This is a genomic window from Curtobacterium sp. BRD11 (assembly GCF_031844345.1).
In the GTDB taxonomy this organism is placed as follows: Bacteria; Actinomycetota; Actinomycetes; order Actinomycetales; family Microbacteriaceae; genus Curtobacterium.
Genome location: NZ_JAUZUZ010000007.1, coordinates 62,364 through 78,826, shown reverse-complemented (window position 1 = coordinate 78,826; position 16,463 = coordinate 62,364). Strand labels below are relative to the sequence as shown.

The window sequence follows — 16,463 nt, the reverse complement described above, 5'->3', positions numbered from 1 at the left end:
CCCACCGACGTCCCGCTGCGTCGCCTTGCTAGGCTGCCCCGGTGCAGATCCGCGAACTGAAGATCCCCGGCGCGTGGGAGTTCACGCCCGTCCAGCACGGCGACGCACGAGGAGCGTTCCTCGAGGCGTACCGTGCCGACGTCCTCGAGGACACGGTCGGTCACCCGCTCGACCTCCGCCAGGTGAACATGTCGATCTCGTCCGCCGGTGTCGCCCGCGGGATCCACTACGCCCTCGTCGCCCCCAGCCAGGCCAAGTACGTCACCGCCGTCCGCGGGGCCTTCATCGACTACATCGTCGACATCCGCGTCGGGTCGCCGACGTTCGGCCAGTGGGACGCGGTCCGCATCGACGACGTCGACCGCAGGGCCGTCTACCTGTCCGAGGGACTCGGCCACGCCATCGTCGCGCTCGAGGACCGCTCGACGGTGAACTACCTGGTGAGCGCCCACTACGACCCGCAGCGCGAGAAGGGCATCAGCATCCTCGACCCGACGGTCGGCCTGGAGCTGCCCGAGGGGATCGGCGAGCCGGTGCTCTCCGAGAAGGACACCTCGGCCCCGACGCTCGAGCAGGCCGCCGAGCAGGGCCTGCTGCCGACCTACGAGGAAGCGGTGGCCTACACCGAGTCCCTCCGCACGAAGAAGTAAGGACGGTCCGATGAAGGGCATCATCCTCGCCGGTGGTTCCGGCACGCGCCTCTGGCCCATCACCAAGGGCATCAGCAAGCAGCTCATGCCGATCTTTGACAAGCCGATGGTCTACTACCCGCTGTCGACGCTCATGATGGCCGGCATCCGCGAGGTCCTCGTCATCACGACGCCGGAGTACAACGAGCAGTTCAAGGCTCTGCTCGGCGACGGTTCGTCGCTCGGCATGGACATCCAGTACGCCGTGCAGCCGAGCCCGGACGGCCTGGCGCAGGCGTTCGTCATCGGCGAGGAGTTCATCGGCGACGACAGCGTCGCGCTGGTCCTCGGCGACAACATCTTCCACGGCACCGGCCTCGGCACGAACCTGCGGAAGAACACCGGCGTCGACGGAGCGACCATCTTCGCCTACCACGTGGCCGACCCCACGGCGTACGGCGTCGTCGAGTTCGACGACGCGTTCACCGCGGTCTCCATCGAGGAGAAGCCCGCGCAGCCGAAGTCGAACTACGCCGTCCCGGGGCTGTACTTCTACGACAACTCGGTCATCGAGATCGCGAAGACCATCGAGCCCAGCGCACGCGGTGAGCTCGAGATCTCCACCGTCAACGAGCGGTACCTCGAGGCGGGCAAGCTCGGCGTGCAGGTCCTCGACCGCGGGACCGCCTGGCTCGACACCGGCACGTTCGAGTCGATGATGCAGGCGTCCGAGTACGTCAAGGTCATCGAGGACCGCCAGGGCTTCAAGATCGGCTGCATCGAGGAGATCGCCTGGCGCAACGGGTGGATCGACGACGCACAGCTCGCCGACCTCGCGGCACCCCTCGTCAAGGGCGGCTACGGCGTCTACCTGAACGCCCTGCTGCAGGGCTGATGGCGTCCCGGCTCGGCCGGCTGTTCGGGCGGCCCGCTGCTGCGGGAGCCGAGCGGACGGGTCCCGACGCCACCACCCGCGGTGGTGGGGTCGACGGAGCGGCCGAGCCGCGCCTCCCGGTCGACACGTCCCTCGTGACGGACCGGCCGACGGTCGCACCGGACGGGTTCGACGTCGTCGTGACCGTGCAGGAGCGGTCGTTCCGGGACGGAGCGCACCGACCGTCGGTCGCCGCCGCGGTCGCCGCCGGCGCACGCACGGTCGTCGTCAGTGCGTACGACGTGCACGCCGGCCCGACGAGCACCTACGCGCCGGTCGAGCCAGCGGCCGACCACGTGGTCGCGCAGCGCACGGTCGCGGCGACCTGGGGCGGCGCGGTCGCCGCGGCACGCGCGCAGCTCCGGTCCGCCACGGTCGTGGTCCAGGACGCCGCGATCACCCTCCCCGAGGGCGCCCACGCCCGGCTCGTCGCGACGGTCGGCCGGGAGGCGCGGGTCGCCGTGGCCGTCGTCCGGTCGGCCGACGACGTGGTGCTGAGCGCCGGCGCGTCCCTGCCCCAGCCGACCGCCCCGGTCGCGTCGCTGCTGCGCGGCCACCCCGCCGAGGACGCCGACCGACTCGACGGCACGGCCGTCTTCGCGGCGGACCTGCCCTGCTTCGCCGCGCCCGTCGCCGCGCTCGCGGACCCCGTCCGCACCGTCGACACCCGCACCGCGGTCGCCCGGCTGACCCGCGACACCGCCGACGACCTGCACGGCGACTGCGTCCTCGTGCCGCTCGGGCGGGCCTACGGCGACCCGGCCGTCCGCGAACGGCGCTACGACGCGGACGCGGCGGATGCGCTCGCGGTCTGGCGAGGACGTCGCGACGAGTGCACCGCGCCGGCACTGGAGTGCCTGGGATTCCTCCCGGCCCGGGGTACCGCGGACCCGGTCGGTGCACCCGTGGCGCTCCGCGAACCCGTCGTCCGGGCCGAGCGGGGCACCGAGCGGCTGTCCCTGCGCGACCGCGGGGAACGGCTGCGCTGGTCGCTGCGGATCGCGGCGCACCCGGGGGCACGGGGGGACGACTGGGGGGACACGTTCTTCGCGCGCGACCTCGCGCGGGCGCTGCGGGGTCTCGGGCAGGAGGTCGTCGTCGACCACCGCGAGTCGCACGTCCGGCCCTTCTCCGAGCACCTCGACGACGTCGCGCTGACCCTGCGCGGACTCGACGACACCCCGGTGCACCCCTCGGCGACGAACGTGCTCTGGGTGATCTCGCACCCGGACCTCGTGACGCCGGCGGAGCTGGCACGCTACGACCTGCGGTTCGCCGCCGGGCCGGTGTGGGCCACCCGGGTCGCCGGGGAGACGGGGCTGCCGGTCGCGCCGCTGCTGCAGGCGACCGACCCTGCCCGCTTCCACCCGGGTGCTCCGGACGCCGCGTTCGGCGCGCTCGACACCGCGTTCGTCGGGAAGACCCGACGGGTGTTCCGGCCCGTGGTCCGCGACGCGGTCGAGGCCGGGGTGGACCTCGCGGTGTGGGGCGAGGGCTGGGAGGAGCTCCTGCCCGAGGGCGTGCACCGTGGTGTCTTCGTGGCGAACGACGACCTGCCGGCGCTCTACCGGACCGCCCGGGTGGTGCTCAACGACCACTGGGACGACATGGCGCGGGACGGCTTCCTGTCGAACCGGCTGTTCGACGCCGCTGCCTCGGGGGCGCTGGTCGTGACCGATCCGGTGCCGGGGGTCGACGACCTCTTCCACGGCGCGGTGCGGACGTACACCTCGGTCGAGCAGCTCCGGGAGACCGTCCGCGCGGGGGAGTCGGCGACGCTCGAGGACCGTGTGGCGCGGGGGGAGCGGATCGGTGCCGAGCACTCGTTCCGGAACCGGGCCGAGACGCTGCTCGACGCCGTCCGTCGGGCGCGCGCGGATCGCTGAGCCGCGCGCGCCCGACGCGGGTCAGCGTCGTCGGATGCGCCGGGCGGCGTCCCCGGCTCGGTCGGCGAGCCGGACGATCCGTCGGGCCCTGACGGCGGCCAGTTCCGCCTCGGTCCGACGGTGCGCGTCGCGCTCGAACTGCACCGTCCGGCGCAGCGAGTCGGCGAGCTCCGCGCTGTCGCGCACCTCGTCCTCGAGCGCGGCGATGCGGGCGTCGCGGTCGGCGATCGAGCGCCCGAGGGACCGGAGGGCCTCCAGTCGCTGCTGTGCGACGACGGGCTCCGGCGCACCGAGCGAGGTCGAGCCCGCACGGCGCAGGACCTCGGCGATGCCGTCGTCACGAGTGAAGGGTCCGCCCCCTGCCTCGTCGTCGGTCACGAAGCGGAGTGAGAAGACGGCCTCGAGCACCCCCTCCTGCAGCCGGCGCCAGTCGCGCATGCCGTGGTGCCGCGGGCTCGGCGTGAGGTCCGGGTTGTCGTCGTAGGCGCGGCCGGTGACCTCGACGCGGTGCGCGTACTGCGCCCAGGACCGCCACGGCAGGTGCAGGACCTCGAGCGCGAGGCCCTCCGGCACCGGAGCGCCGTTCGCCACGCTCGCACGGTGGTTGCCCTGCACGACCGTGACCGCCGGGTCGCCGACGTGGACCGTGTTCGCGGTGGGCGGGGCGATGAGACCGACGGCCCGGAGCTCCTCGACGGACCGCTCGTCGCGCCAGTGCAGGCGTTCGATGCCGGCCCCGGACTCGGCGAGTTCGCCGGTCAGGTTGACGACCGGCACGAAGAACGCGCCGATCACCGGGTCGAGGCGTTCGAAGACCTGTCGGGCGGTGAGCGTCCGGTCGACGGGCAGGATGAACTCGTCGGCGTCGGCGTTCACCACCCAGTCGGCCCCGTGCACCGACGCGGCGTCGCGGGCCATGCCGGTCACGACGGTGCTCTGCTGCTTGCGGTGGACGGGGTCGTGGCGCAGGTCGACGGTGACGTCGTCGCGTTCGGCGAATGCTTCGAGCAGGGCGCTCGTCCCGTCCACCGAACCGTTGTCGGTGATGACGAAGACGTCGAAGCCCTGGGCGACGTGGTGGTCGAGCCAGGCGGGGATGACGTCCGCTTCGTCGCGGACCATCAGGGTGACGGCGAGGATCATGTGCTGCAATCCGGGTCGGGGGAGGGCGGGTGGGCGTGCTTCCCTGAGAGGTTATCCGGGTTCAGCGGGTCCGCGTTGCACGTGCACGGACGGACAGCGCCACGCGCAGCACCGCTCGCAGCGGCCAGAGCCACCACGCGGCGTACTTGCCGGCCAGGAAGCGGTACGCGCTCTCGTGGTGGGCGCGGCGCATCCGCTCCGAGGATCCACGCGTCGCGGTACCGCCCACGTGGGTGGCGACCGCCCCCGGCTCGTACACGTTCCGCAGGCCGAGGCGACCGATGCGCCACCCCAGGTCGACGTCCTCGAAGTACATGAAGTAGGCCTCGTCGAAGCCGCCCAGTCGGTCGAACACGTCGCGGCGCACCAGCACGCACGCGCCGGACAGCCAGCCGGCGTCGCGACGCACCGTGTGGTCACCGTCCTGCCGGTAGCGCTTCGTCCACGGGTTGCCCTGCCAGACGTTCGCGAAGACCGCGTGACCGAGCCCGGTGCGGAGCGAGGGGACGAGCCGCGCCGACGGGTAGACCGCACCGTCGGGCTCGAGCAGGCGCGGCCCGACGGCCCCGATCGTCCCGTCCGTCTCGGCGGTGGCGATCAGGCGGTCGAGCGCTCCGGGGGCCAGCACGACGTCGGGGTTGGACACGAGGACCCACCGCACGTCGGGGTCGAGCGAGGCGACGGCGCGGTTCACGGCGGCCCCGTACCCGAGGTTCGCGCCGACCGCGACGAAGCGCGCCCCGGCCGTCTCGGTCACGCGGCGGAGTGCGTCGGCGGTCGCCGAGTCGTTGTCGGCGACCACGACCTCGACGTCCCGGCTGCTCGCGGCGGCGGTGGATGCGAGGAACGCGGGCAGCACGTCGCCGGACTCGTACGACACCGTCACGATCGCGGCACGGTGGGGGGAAGCGCCGCCCTGCTCGGGCCGGTCGCTCATGCGTATACCCCCAGGTGGCGCTCGGCGCAGGCGGCCCAGGTGAACTCGGCGCTCCGTACCCGCGCACGGTGCACGCGCTCCGCCCGGGCGTCGGCGGGCTCGGCGAGCATCGCCGCGAGGGCGTCGCGGATGGCGTCGGTGTCCGGCTCCGTGTACGTGACGGCATCGCCGCCGACCTCGGGAATCGCGAGCCGCCGGGTCGTCAGGACGTCGCCGCCGGAGGCCATGGCCTCGAGCACCGGCAGCCCGAAGCCCTCGCCGGTGCTCGGGTAGGCAGTGACGCGTGCGGCCCCGAGCAGGACGTGGAGTTCCTCGATCGGCAGGTAGCCGAGGTAGCGCACGGGCGCGCCGGGCTCGTCGCCGACGGCGCTGAGCTCGGCCCGTGCCTCCTCGTCCCAGCCGAGGCCTCCCGCGACGAGCAGCGGTGGGACGGCGGCGCCCCGACTGCAGAGTGCTCGGTGCGCGGCGAGGAGCGCCGGCACCTGCTTCCTCGGCTCGACGGTCCCGAGGAACGCGATCCAGGTGGTGTCCGGGCCGAGGTCGTGTGCGGCGCGGAAGGCCGCCGTCTCGGCGGCGGACGGCACGCGGAAGACGGTCGCGTCCACCCCGAGGTGCGCGACGACCGTCGCTCGGCGGGCGCGACCGGCCAGCCGGTCGAGCTCGGCGACCGTTGCCGCGCTCGGCGCGACCGTGCCTCGTGCCCACCGCCGTGCGAGCTGGGTCCACGTGCGGAAGAAGGTGCGCTTCAGGCGCGAGTGCGCCGCCGGGTCGGAGAAGAACGTCGCGTCGTGCAGCGTGACGACCGTCCGGGAGGCCCGGATCACCGGGAACGTGTAGTGCGGGCTGTGCAGGACGGTCGCCCCGGTGCGACGGAGCAGCCCCGGCAGGCCGACCTGCTCCCACAGCAGCCGGAGCGGCCGCGACGCGGTCCAGCCGGGGGAGGCGTGGTACCGGTGCGTCGGTGCGAGCCCGCGCAGCCACGCGAGGTCGCCGGGCTTCACGACGACGTCGACGCGGACGTCGAGGTCGCCGAGGCCCTGCAGCAGACCGGCGATGTAGCGCGCGACGCCGCCGCGGCTCGGCGGCACCGAGGTCGCGTCGACGAGCACGGGGACAGCCCCCACGTCAGTGGACCTGGCGCTCGGTGGTCTTCGTCCAGGCGATGCCGGACTGCGTGTCCTCGTCGGCGACGACGAAGCGAGCTGCCTCGCGCTGGATCACGATGTGCTCGCCGTTCGGCTTCGCGAGGAACACGTGCACGAAGTACTGTCCGCCGCCGAGCCGCAGGTCCTGCAGGTGCCACTCGACCGTGGCGGTGCCGTCGAGCGGCTCGTGCCGGGTCTGCAGCTGCCGGCTGTCGACACCGAACGCGGGGTGCCCGAGGTGGGTCTCGATCTTAATGCCCGCGCGCCACTCGGGCAGCACGGTGGTGTGCGAGAAGGTCGCGCGGACGACCAGGTCGTCGCCGTGCACGTGCTCCGCACCAGTCTGCTTGCCGGGGATCTCGAGCTCGACGTGCTCGACCTTGCCCGGGGTGGCCTGCTCCTCGGGGTGGTTCGCCTCGACCTCGGCGACACGACGGTCCTCGAGGATCTCGCGGAAGTTCTTCACCGCGAGCCGAGCGGACCCCTGGAACTTGACCTCACCGTGGTGCAGGACCACCGCGGAGTCGCAGAGCTCCTGCACCTGTCCGAGCGAGTGCGAGACCAGGATGATGGTGCGGCCTTGCTCCTGGAACTCGCGGATCTTGTCGAGGCACTTCTTCTGGAACTGCTCGTCGCCGACGGCGAGGACCTCGTCGACGAGCAGGACGTCCGGGTCGGTGTTGATGGCGACGGCGAAGGCGAGCCGGACGTACATGCCCGACGAGTAGAACTTCACCTGGGTGTCGATGAAGTCACCGATGCCCGAGAACTGCAGGATGTCCTCGAAGCGGGCCTCGGTCTCCTCCTGCGTCTGCCCGAGGATCGCGGCGTTCAGGTAGACGTTCTCGCGACCGGTCAGGTCCGGGTGGAAGCCGGCGCCGAGCTCGATGAGCGCGGCGAGGCGACCCCGGCGCTCGACCGTGCCGGAGCTCGGCTCGAGGATGCCGCCGATCGTCTTGAGCAGGGTCGACTTCCCCGACCCGTTCGGTCCGAGCAGCCCGATGGTGGTGCCGGCCGGGATGTCGAGACTGACGTCACGGAGCGCCCAGAAGTCCTCGCTGTGCCGTCGGCCGGCGCGGCCGAGGGTGACGACGCGCTCCTTGAGCGAGTTGTCCTTGCGGATCGTGAACTTCTTGGAGACGTTCCGGACCGTGACGACGTCCGGGGCGCCGGCGAAGGGCGACGCGGGCGAGCCGGCGTCGGTGGTCGTGTCGTTGTCGATGCTCATCGATCAGATCTCCTGGGCGAAGTTGCCCTGCAGCTTGGCGAACACGCGCTGGCACGCGAGCAGGGCCACGAGGCCCACGACCGCGGCGATGCCGAGGCGGAGCAGCAGGTGGTCGGGGTACTGCGCGTCGCCGCCGGCGGACCAGAAGGCCCGGTGGATGCCGAGCACGGCGAGCGTGATCGGGTTGGACGTGTAGAGCGTCAGGAGCCACTCCGGCGCGCGGGTCGCGACCATCTGCCAGCTGTACACGATGGGGGAGCCCCACATGAGCAGGAGCACGAGCACCTCGACCAGGTACTGCATGTCGCGCAGGTACACGTTGAGTGCGGCGAGGAGCAGGGCGAGCGCCGTCGCCCAGATCAGGATCACGAGCGTGGCAGGGAAGAAGAACAGCAGGTCCGGGCGCCACCAGGCGAAGCCGCTCTGCAGCACCGCGGCGACGAGCAGGACGACCAGCTGCACGCCGAAGTTGAAGAGCGCGGACCCGACGCTCGCGAGCGGGTAGATCTCGCGCGGCAGGTAGACCTTCTTGATGAGCCCCGCGTTGCTCACGATCGACGCGGTGCCGGACGCCACGATCTCGCTGAAGAGGCCGTACAGCGTCAGGCCGGAGAAGACGTAGATCGCGAACTCGGGGATGTTCCGCGAGGCCCCGAGGATCTGGCCGAGCACGAAGTAGTAGATCGCGAGCTGCACGAGCGGCCGGATCAGCGTCCAGGCGAAGCCCAGCACGCTGTCCTTGTACCGGGACTTCAGGTCGCGGCGGATCAGCAGGTCGAGGAGCTGCCGGTGCGCGAGGACCTCACGGATCGAGCCCACCACGGCGGACGCCGGACGCCCTGCCGGGACCATGCGTTCCTGCCGGAGGCGTTCGAACCGCTCGCTGACGATGTTGCTCATGGGTTCCTCTGTGTTCGTGCGCTGGGACGGGTGCACCGGGGCGACGGACAACTGTACAACGGTGCCCGCGTGTGCCCGGTGTGGACGTCAGCGCCCGTTCCTGCTCTCCCGCATCAGCCGGACGCGGTCCTGCACCTTGGCGCGGAGCCCGCCGACGCCGTTCTGCCGCAGGTACCAGGTCGCCAGCCGGACGTCGCGGACGACGCCGTGGCGGCTGTTCGCGATCTCGTGGAAGGCCATCTCCCGCTGGCGCGCCGGGCTCAGCGCGACGCGCGGACGGCTCCCCGCCGTGACGGATCCGGCCGGGACCGCAGCGTCGTGCGCACGGTCCGCCGCCGGCTGCGGGTCCTTGCAGAACTCCACGAGCGGTGCGAGTGCACGCTCCCACGTGAAGTCGCTCCGGACGCGACGGACCGCGTCGCGGGCAGCCTGGGCGGCCTCGGGGTCGTACAGCATCGACTCGAGGGCTACGGCGAGGGCGTCCACGTCGCGTTCCTCGACTGCGACGCCCATGCCCTCGGCAGCGACGAGGTCGCCGAAGCTGTCGCCGTCGGTGGTGACGATCGGCAGGTTCGCCCACATGTAGTCGAGGATCCGGGTGCGGAACGAGAACGTCGTCTCGATGTGCGCGAAGTGCGTGCTCACTCCGGCGTCGGCCTCGAGCAGGTAGTTCTGGCGGTCGTCGAGCGCGACCCACTGCTCGTTGAAGAAGACGTGCTTGCCGGTCAGGCCGAGCTCGTCGCTGATGCGGCGGGTCTCCGAGACAATGGCCATCTCGGGCACGTCCGGGTTCGGGTGTGCGACGCCGAGGAAGAACAGCCGGACGTCGTCGTGGCGCTCGGCGACCTGGGCGATCGCGCGGACGAGCGACGGGGTGTCGAACCAGTTGTAGATGCCGCCGCCCCAGATGACGACCTTGTCGTCCTCGCCGATGCCCGGCGTGACGCCGCGGATCGCCTTGCGCTCGTGCTGCGGCGGCTTCGAGTCCATGCCGAACGGGGCGATGGCGATGAGCTTCTCGAGGTTGTCGTCCGCCAGGTAGTTGTCGGGGTTCACGCGACCGACCGCCGCCAGCTGACCGAGCCAGAACAGGCGCTGGCGCTCGGAGGCGCACAGGAAGAAGTCGCCGCGCTCGAGCTGCGCGTTGATGACCTCGGTCGTGCTCGTGACCTGGTTGCGCCAGCCGACGTCGCCGTTGTCCCGTGCCTGCTCGAGCTGCTCGAGGTGCATCGGGTCGTACAGGTCGACGACCATGATCTTGTTCGACCGCTGCAGGGTCGTGAAGTGGTGCAGCGCGTAGCCCTGGAAGAAGATGACGTCCGCCCACTCCTCGTGCTCCCGCATCGCCCGCTCGTGCTGCAGCGGGACGCGGGCGACGTCGAAGGCGTCGGACTTGCGGTTCGCCACGTTCCAGGTGACCAGGCGCACGTCGTTGTCCGGGGCGAGGGACTCGGCGATCTTCCACGCGCGCATGCCGGGGCCGGCCATCTTCTCGCCCAGGGCGTCGCCCGTGATGACGAGGACCTTGGTGCGGTGCATCGGCGCCTCGACGTCGAAGGACTCGAGGATCGCGCGGTAGCCCTCGAGGAAGTACCCGTCCTCGAACAGCGGCTTGAAGGCGTCGCCGAACAGGCGGAACACGTCCTTGTCGCTCCGGACGCGCTGCGCCTGGATGCGGCGACGCTCCTCGGACAGGCGCGGCAGGTCGGCGACGAACTGGTCGAGCGCGAAGAACCCGGCGACGGTCTCCTTCGAGATCGGCGTCAGCGGATCGAACTCGTCGGGCGCACCCGTGAAGCGGCGGATGTCGAACTCCTGCGAGTCCCGTCCGCTCTTGGCGACCGCGCGACGGGCCAGGAGCGCGAGGGCCGCAGGCAGGAACACGCCGAGGTTCTCCTCGGACAGGTTCTTGTAGAGCAGGTGCAGGGCGTTCCGCTCGAGCAGGTACATCTCGCGGTGGTCGCCGAACGACTTCATCGAGCCGTGGTGCTTGTGGAAGACAACCGATCGCGGCGCGAACCGGACGCGGTAGCCGAGCAGGTTGAGCCGCCAGCCCAGGTCGACGTCGTCGTAGAACATGAAGAGGCCGTCGTCGAAGCCGCCGACCTCGAGGAAGACGTCACGGCGGACGAACAGCGCCGACCCGGTTCCGAAGAGCAGGTCACGCGGCTCGTCGAAGCGGCCGTCGTCGACCTCGGCGATGTGCGCCTTGTAGCCCATCCCGAACCAGCTCAGGCCGGACTCGACGAAGTCGATGGTGCGGCCCTCCCAGTCGAGGACCTTGCTCGCGACGGCGGCGACGCGCGGGCTCGGGGCGAAGCCGGCGATGCCCTCCTTCACCCAGGCCGGGTGCGGCTTCGCGTCGTTGTTGAGGAACGCGACCACGTCGCCGGTCGCCTCGCGCGCGCCGAGGTTGCTGCCGCCGGTGAAGCCGAGGTTCTCGGGGGAGACGATGATGCGGACGTTCGCCCGGTCCCCGAGCTCGGCGCGCAGACGTGCCTCGCTGTCGTCGCCGGAGCCGTTCTCGACCACGACGATCTCGAGCCGGTCGGCCGGCCAGTCCACCTCGCTGAGCCGGGCGATGCACTCGAGCGTGTCGTCCGTGCCGCGGAAGTTGATGACGACGACGGACACGCGGGGCGCGAAGGTGGACATGGGAGGACTCCGTACGTCGGCTTGCGGGGGCGCCCTCCGGGACGGAGCCCGGAAAGCGGCACCACTATACCCGGGCGCTCTCGGCGGACCGGGGGCACACGGCCTGCGAGACTGGTCCCGTGGACGTCTCCGTGGTCATCGTCGACTGGCACCAGCCCGAGCTCACACGGCGAGCGATCGACTCCGTGCGGTCGCAGCGGGTCGACGCCGATGTCGAGGTGGTGCTCGTCGTGAACGAGGCGGACGACCGCACCGTCGCGGCCTACCGTGCCGACCTGCCCGCGGTCGTGATCGTCGCCGAGCCGACGAACGCTGGCTTCGCCGGCGGGGTCGCGCGGGGCATCGCCGCGGCCTCGGCCCCCGTCGTCGCGCTCCTCAACAACGACGCCGTCGCCGACCACGGCTTCCTCGCTCGCGGCCTCGCCGCGCTCGCCGCAGGCGGGGACCGGGTGGCCGGGGTCGCCGCGACGGTCGTGCTCGAGGGCGGCTTCGTGCCCGTCCCCGCCGCGGCGGCCCCCGGTCCGGACGACCTGGTGGGCGTCGACGGTCGACGGTGGCGCCGCGACGCCGACGGTCGCACGCTGGTGAACGGCACGGGGGTCGTGCTCGACCGCTCGGGCAACGGCCGGGACCGCGACTGGCTGCGGCCGCTGCAGGACGCCCCGGAGACCGCGCCGCTCTTCGGGTTCTCCGGCGGGGCGGTCCTCCTGCGCCGGGACGCCCTCGCCGACGTCGGGGGCTTCGACGAGTCCCTCTTCATGTACTACGAGGACCTCGACGTGTCGTGGCGGCTCCGGCTCGCCGGGTACGAGGTCCGCCACGCCCCGGACGCGGTCGTCACCCACCGTCACGCGGCGAGCTCCGGCAGCGACTCCCCGCTGGTGCGGTACCAGAGCATGCGGAACCGCCTGGCGGTCGTGCTGCGGAACGGTTCGCCGCAGATGGTGCGCCGGGTCGTCCTGCGGACGCTCGCACGCGCCGCCCGGGACCTGGTCCGCCCCGCAGGTGGACAGCTGACGCCGGCCCAGTGGGCGCGACTCGGTCGGGAGGCACCCGGTCTCGTCGGGCACGCGCGTCGCGCCCGACGTGGGGACGGCACGGGCGCTGCGGCACGTCGTGCTGTCGAGTCACTGCTCGACGCCGGCGCCTGAGCGCCGTCTCAGGAGCGAGCGGCGGCGGGGTGGAGCCGGTTCCCCGCCGGACCGGCGGGGAACCGGCGGCGGTGCGGTGCGCCTCCCGGACGGGGGTCGACGCGGGGGCTGTGTGATCACTGTGACGGAGGTACAGTTTCGTGACACGTGTGGTCTGGACCGTGGACAGGGTCGTTCCGGACCGCTCCCGGAGCACGTGCTCGCTCGCACCCGTCGTCCGCCCCTCAGGAAGGCCCCCGACGTGAAGAAGCTCCTCGCCATGGCTGCGAGCGTGCTGGCGGTCGCCAGCGTGCTCGTCGGTCTGCAGGTGTCCGGTCCGACCGCATCGCAGGAGCCCGCCTCGGCGCTCAGCGGGTCGTCGTTCCAGGCCGGCAACATCATCTCCGACGCCAACTTCTACGACGGCACGGCGATGACCGCCGACCAGGTGCAGGCGTTCCTGGACAGCCAGGTGTCGTCCTGCACGAACAGCAACTGCCTGCGCAACGGGCGGTTCTCGATGAACAGCCGCGGTGGGGACGCCATGTGCTCGGCCGTCACCGGCGGTTCGTCCCTCTCCACCGCGCAGATCGTCACCCGCGTCAGCAAGGCCTGCGGCATCAGCCCCAAGGTGCTCCTCGTCACGCTGCAGAAGGAGCAGAGCCTGGTCACGAACCGCGGTCCCTCCGCTGCGGTGCTCGAGCGGGCGATGGGCTACGCGTGCCCGGACAACGTCGGCGGACGCTGCGACCCCGCGTACGCCGGGGTCGGCAACCAGATGTACTGGTCGGCCTGGCAGTGGAAGCGGTACAGCAACCCGCCGGGGACGAGCAACTACTTCACCTGGTTCAACCCGGGAGCCACCCGCAACATCCAGTACAACGTGCCCGTGTCCTGCGGCACGAAGCCGGTGAACGTGCAGAACAAGGCGACGGCCGCGCTGTACTACTACACGCCCTACACGCCGAACACCGCCGCGCTGAACAACCTGTACGGCACCGGTGACGGCTGCTCCGCCTACGGCAACCGCAACTTCTGGCGCATGTACAGCGACTGGTTCGGGAGCCCGACCGGCAAGGCGACGACCGCGAAGGGCAGCCTCGACGGGGTGTCGACGGCCTACAACGCGGTGACCGTCAACGGGTGGGCGCTGGACACCGCCACGAAGGCGGGCACGAAGGTTGTCGTCACCGCGGGGTCGGTCACCGGGACGTTCGCCGCGACCGGCAACCGACCGGACATCGGCGCCGCCTACCCGGCAGCCGGGCCGAAGCACGGGTTCAGCGCGACGCTGACGGTCCCGGGCGGGGCGCAGCAGGTGTGCGTCACGGCGAAGGCCGCCGACGGGAAGAGCGACGTGTCGCTCGGGTGCCGGTCCGTGACCGTGGCGGAGGGGTCCCCGACGGGGTCGCTCGACTCGGTCGTGGCGAACCAGGGCGGGACCGTCACCCTCACCGGGTGGGCCGTCGACCCCGAGGCCAAGGGTGCGATCGGCGTCCGGATCTACCGTGACGGCGCCTACGTGACCCGCATCAGCGCCGGGACGATGCGGTCCGACGTCGCGGCGAAGTACCCGGCGCTCGGCGGCGGACACGGGTTCTCGACCACGGTCCGCACGACGGTCGGCACGCACGAGTACTGCGTGACCGGGGTCAACGTGAAGGCCGGATCGGACCGCAGGATCGGGACCTGCCGCACCGTGGTGACGCCCGGCAGCACCCCGATCGGCAAGATCACCGCGATCAAGACGACGTCGAGCTCGATCCGCGTGTCCGGTTGGGCGATCGACGGGGACTCGACGGAGTCGCTCACCGCTCGGGTGATCATCGACGGAGCCGGTCACGGCATCCGGGCCGACCGCGCCCGCCAGGACGTCGCGAAGACCTACCCGGCGTGGGGGACCGCGCACGGCTTCTCCGGCACGTGGAAGGCCACGCCCGGCAAGCACACCGTGTGCGTCCAGGTGAACGGCGTCGGCGCAGGGCCGGCGTCGGCGCCGATCGGGTGCAAGCAGGTGACCGTGACTAACGCGAAGCCGATCGGCAGCCTGGACGCCGTGACGGGTGTCTCGAAGGCGGTGCAGGTGTCCGGGTGGGCGATCGACACGGACACGCCGGGGACGTCGATCCCCGTGGACGTCTACGTCGACGGGGTCGGCAAGCGCGTCGTCGCCAAGACGTCGCGTCCCGACGTCGCCGCCGCGTACTCCGGCGCCGGCGCCGCGCACGGGTTCTCGGTGAAGCTCCCGGCGAAGACCGGGTCCCGCTCGGTCTGCGTCTACGCGATCGACTCGCAGGCGGGCGCGAACACCACGCTCGGGTGCCGGACGGTGAAGGTCCCGTAGACCGGGCGCGGACCGTGCCCGGTCCGCCCACGACGGCGGCGACGCACCTCGACGGTGCGCCGCCGCCGTCGTCCGTTGTGAGAGGATCGTCCGGTGCTCGAGACCAGACCGCCCGCGCCGGGGGTGACGGACGGTGCAGCCGGCGGGACGACGACCCTCCGTCGGCGACTGACCACGGTCGCGGTCCCCGTCGTCCTCTGGTTCGTCATCGCCGCCCTCGGGTGGTTGCGCCTGACACCCGAGGTCCGGAACACGCTCTGGGCCGAGGACGGCAAGGTGTTCCTCGAGGAGCAGTACCGACTCGGCTTCGCGGGGGCGCTCTTCCACGACTACGCGGGCTACCTGCACGTCGTGCCCCGGATCGTGATCGCGATCGCCAGCGAGGTCGCCCCGGTCGACCGGTTCGCGGTGACCGTCTCCGCGCTCTGCGTCGCCGTCACGGCAGCGGTCGGCGCCGCGGTCTGGGTCCTGACGGCCGGCGTGCTCCGTTCCGTCGTCGCCCGGCTCCTGCTGGCGCTCGTCCCGGCGCTGGTGCCGCTCGGACCGATGGAGATCCAGGCCAACGCCGCGAACCTGCACTGGTTCCTGATGTTCCTCGTCCCCTTCGCCCTGCTCGCGCCGGTCCGCTCGTGGACGCGGGGGATCGTGCTCGGCGTCGCGACGCTGCTCGCCGGCCTCACCGAGATCCAGGTCGTCGCGTTCTTCCCGCTCTTCCTCCTCGGCATCCGAAACCGCCGGCGCTGGCCCGTGATCGCGGGCACCCTCGTGGGCGGTCTCGCACAGATCGTGACGACGCTCTCGCACCCGCGTGCCGCGCCGACCGCGGAGCCCGACTCCGTGGCGGACATGCTGCTCGGGTACGCGGTGCAACCGTTCGCCGGTTCCGCGACGTGGAGCATGCCGCGTGTGGGCGAGGTCATCGCGCACCACGGCACCTGGGTCGTCCTCGTGCCGCTCGCCCTCGCCGTGCTGCTCGCCGCGCTCGCGTTCTGGGCGGGGTCGTCCGCGCAACGCTGGACACTCGGCGCGATGCTCTGGGGCTCGGCCGCCGTGTGGTTCGGCGCGGTGGTGCTCAACCCGAACGAGATGCTCGCCTTCGCGCACTTCGACACGGCGAAGTGGTTGGGGAACTGGACCTTCCGGTACTCGGCCGCAGCCTCGATCTACGTGATCGGAGCCTTCGTCGTCATCGCCGACGTCGCACTGAGCCGCGGCGTCCGCCTGCCGGGTGTCTGGGTCCGGGGTCCGCGGGACCGACCACGCACTCCCTCCGCCTGGATCGCGACCGCAGCCGGCGCGCTCCTGCTGCTGGCGGTCGTCGCGTCGTTCGCGGCGAACTTCGCGGTGGACAAGGCGAACCGGCAGGGCGGACCGATCTGGGAACAGCAGGTCCGGATGTCGGAGGGCCGGTGCGAAGCCCACCCGGACGGAACCGCCTCCGTGCAGATCGCCCCAGGCCCGCAGTGGGCCGTGACGGTGCCGTGTGCCGTCATCGACCAGGACGCCGAGCGCTGACCGCGCCGGACCACCCC

Annotated in this window: 12 protein-coding genes; 6 read left to right on the top strand and 6 right to left on the bottom strand. The window is 71.9% G+C overall.

Annotation, left to right across the window (positions count from 1 at the left end; translation table 11 throughout):
• Positions 1 to 41: 41 nt before the first annotated feature.
• The 3 genes from Q9R28_RS14685 to Q9R28_RS14675 are packed head-to-tail and all read left to right on the top strand — an operon-like array spanning position 42 to position 3,449.
• The gene (locus Q9R28_RS14685) at positions 42 to 650 is read left to right on the top strand and encodes a dTDP-4-dehydrorhamnose 3,5-epimerase family protein (RefSeq protein ID WP_066655027.1); all 609 of its coding nucleotides are present in this window, start codon (positions 42 to 44) and stop codon (positions 648 to 650) included.
• Between the two features lie 10 nt (positions 651 to 660).
• Positions 661 to 1,524 carry a glucose-1-phosphate thymidylyltransferase RfbA gene (rfbA, locus tag Q9R28_RS14680; RefSeq protein ID WP_311206452.1) on the top strand — a complete coding sequence of 288 codons (864 nt, stop codon included), beginning with the start codon at positions 661 to 663 and terminating at the stop codon, positions 1,522 to 1,524.
• Positions 1,524 to 3,449: a glycosyltransferase gene (locus Q9R28_RS14675; protein WP_311206451.1), complete on the top strand. Its 1,926-nt coding sequence runs from the start codon at positions 1,524 to 1,526 to the stop codon at positions 3,447 to 3,449. Before rfbA ends, Q9R28_RS14675 begins: the two co-directional genes overlap by 1 nt.
• A 21-nt stretch (positions 3,450 to 3,470) precedes the next feature.
• Here the strand turns inward: Q9R28_RS14675 and Q9R28_RS14670 are convergent, their stop codons facing one another.
• From Q9R28_RS14670 to Q9R28_RS14645, 6 genes are all read right to left on the bottom strand, one after another.
• Entirely contained in the window at positions 3,471 to 4,592 is a 1,122-nt protein-coding gene (locus Q9R28_RS14670) for a glycosyltransferase family 2 protein (protein ID WP_311206450.1), read from the bottom strand.
• A gap of 61 nt (positions 4,593 to 4,653) precedes the next feature.
• The gene (locus Q9R28_RS14665) at positions 4,654 to 5,529 is read right to left on the bottom strand and encodes a glycosyltransferase family 2 protein (RefSeq protein ID WP_311206449.1); all 876 of its coding nucleotides are present in this window, start codon (positions 5,527 to 5,529) and stop codon (positions 4,654 to 4,656) included.
• Positions 5,526 to 6,653 (bottom strand): glycosyltransferase family 1 protein, encoded by a 1,128-nt coding sequence (locus Q9R28_RS14660; protein ID WP_311206448.1) that lies wholly within the window; start codon positions 6,651 to 6,653, stop codon positions 5,526 to 5,528. Before Q9R28_RS14660 ends, Q9R28_RS14665 begins: the two co-directional genes overlap by 4 nt.
• A gap of 1 nt (position 6,654) precedes the next feature.
• Positions 6,655 to 7,902 carry an ABC transporter ATP-binding protein gene (locus Q9R28_RS14655; protein ID WP_311206447.1) on the bottom strand — a complete coding sequence of 416 codons (1,248 nt, stop codon included), beginning with the start codon at positions 7,900 to 7,902 and terminating at the stop codon, positions 6,655 to 6,657.
• A 3-nt stretch (positions 7,903 to 7,905) separates the two neighbouring features.
• Positions 7,906 to 8,802 (bottom strand): ABC transporter permease, encoded by an 897-nt coding sequence (locus Q9R28_RS14650; RefSeq protein WP_311206446.1) that lies wholly within the window; start codon positions 8,800 to 8,802, stop codon positions 7,906 to 7,908.
• Between the two features lie 87 nt (positions 8,803 to 8,889).
• Positions 8,890 to 11,457, bottom strand: a complete 2,568-nt coding sequence (locus Q9R28_RS14645; RefSeq protein ID WP_311206445.1) for a glycosyltransferase — start codon at positions 11,455 to 11,457, stop codon at positions 8,890 to 8,892.
• Positions 11,458 to 11,576: 119 nt separating this feature from the next.
• Here Q9R28_RS14645 and Q9R28_RS14640 point away from each other — a divergent pair, with 119 nt between their 5' ends.
• The 3 genes from Q9R28_RS14640 to Q9R28_RS14630 all read left to right on the top strand — a co-directional run bounded on the left by Q9R28_RS14640 (position 11,577) and on the right by Q9R28_RS14630 (position 16,446).
• Positions 11,577 to 12,608: a glycosyltransferase family 2 protein gene (locus Q9R28_RS14640; protein ID WP_311206444.1), complete on the top strand. Its 1,032-nt coding sequence runs from the start codon at positions 11,577 to 11,579 to the stop codon at positions 12,606 to 12,608.
• 241 nt (positions 12,609 to 12,849) lie between these two features.
• Positions 12,850 to 14,931 (top strand): hypothetical protein, encoded by a 2,082-nt coding sequence (locus Q9R28_RS14635; RefSeq protein WP_311206443.1) that lies wholly within the window; start codon positions 12,850 to 12,852, stop codon positions 14,929 to 14,931.
• A 93-nt stretch (positions 14,932 to 15,024) separates the two neighbouring features.
• On the top strand, positions 15,025 to 16,446 hold the full coding sequence (locus Q9R28_RS14630) for a hypothetical protein (RefSeq protein ID WP_311206442.1): 1,422 nt from the start codon (positions 15,025 to 15,027) through the stop codon (positions 16,444 to 16,446).
• Positions 16,447 to 16,463: the final 17 nt, after the last annotated feature.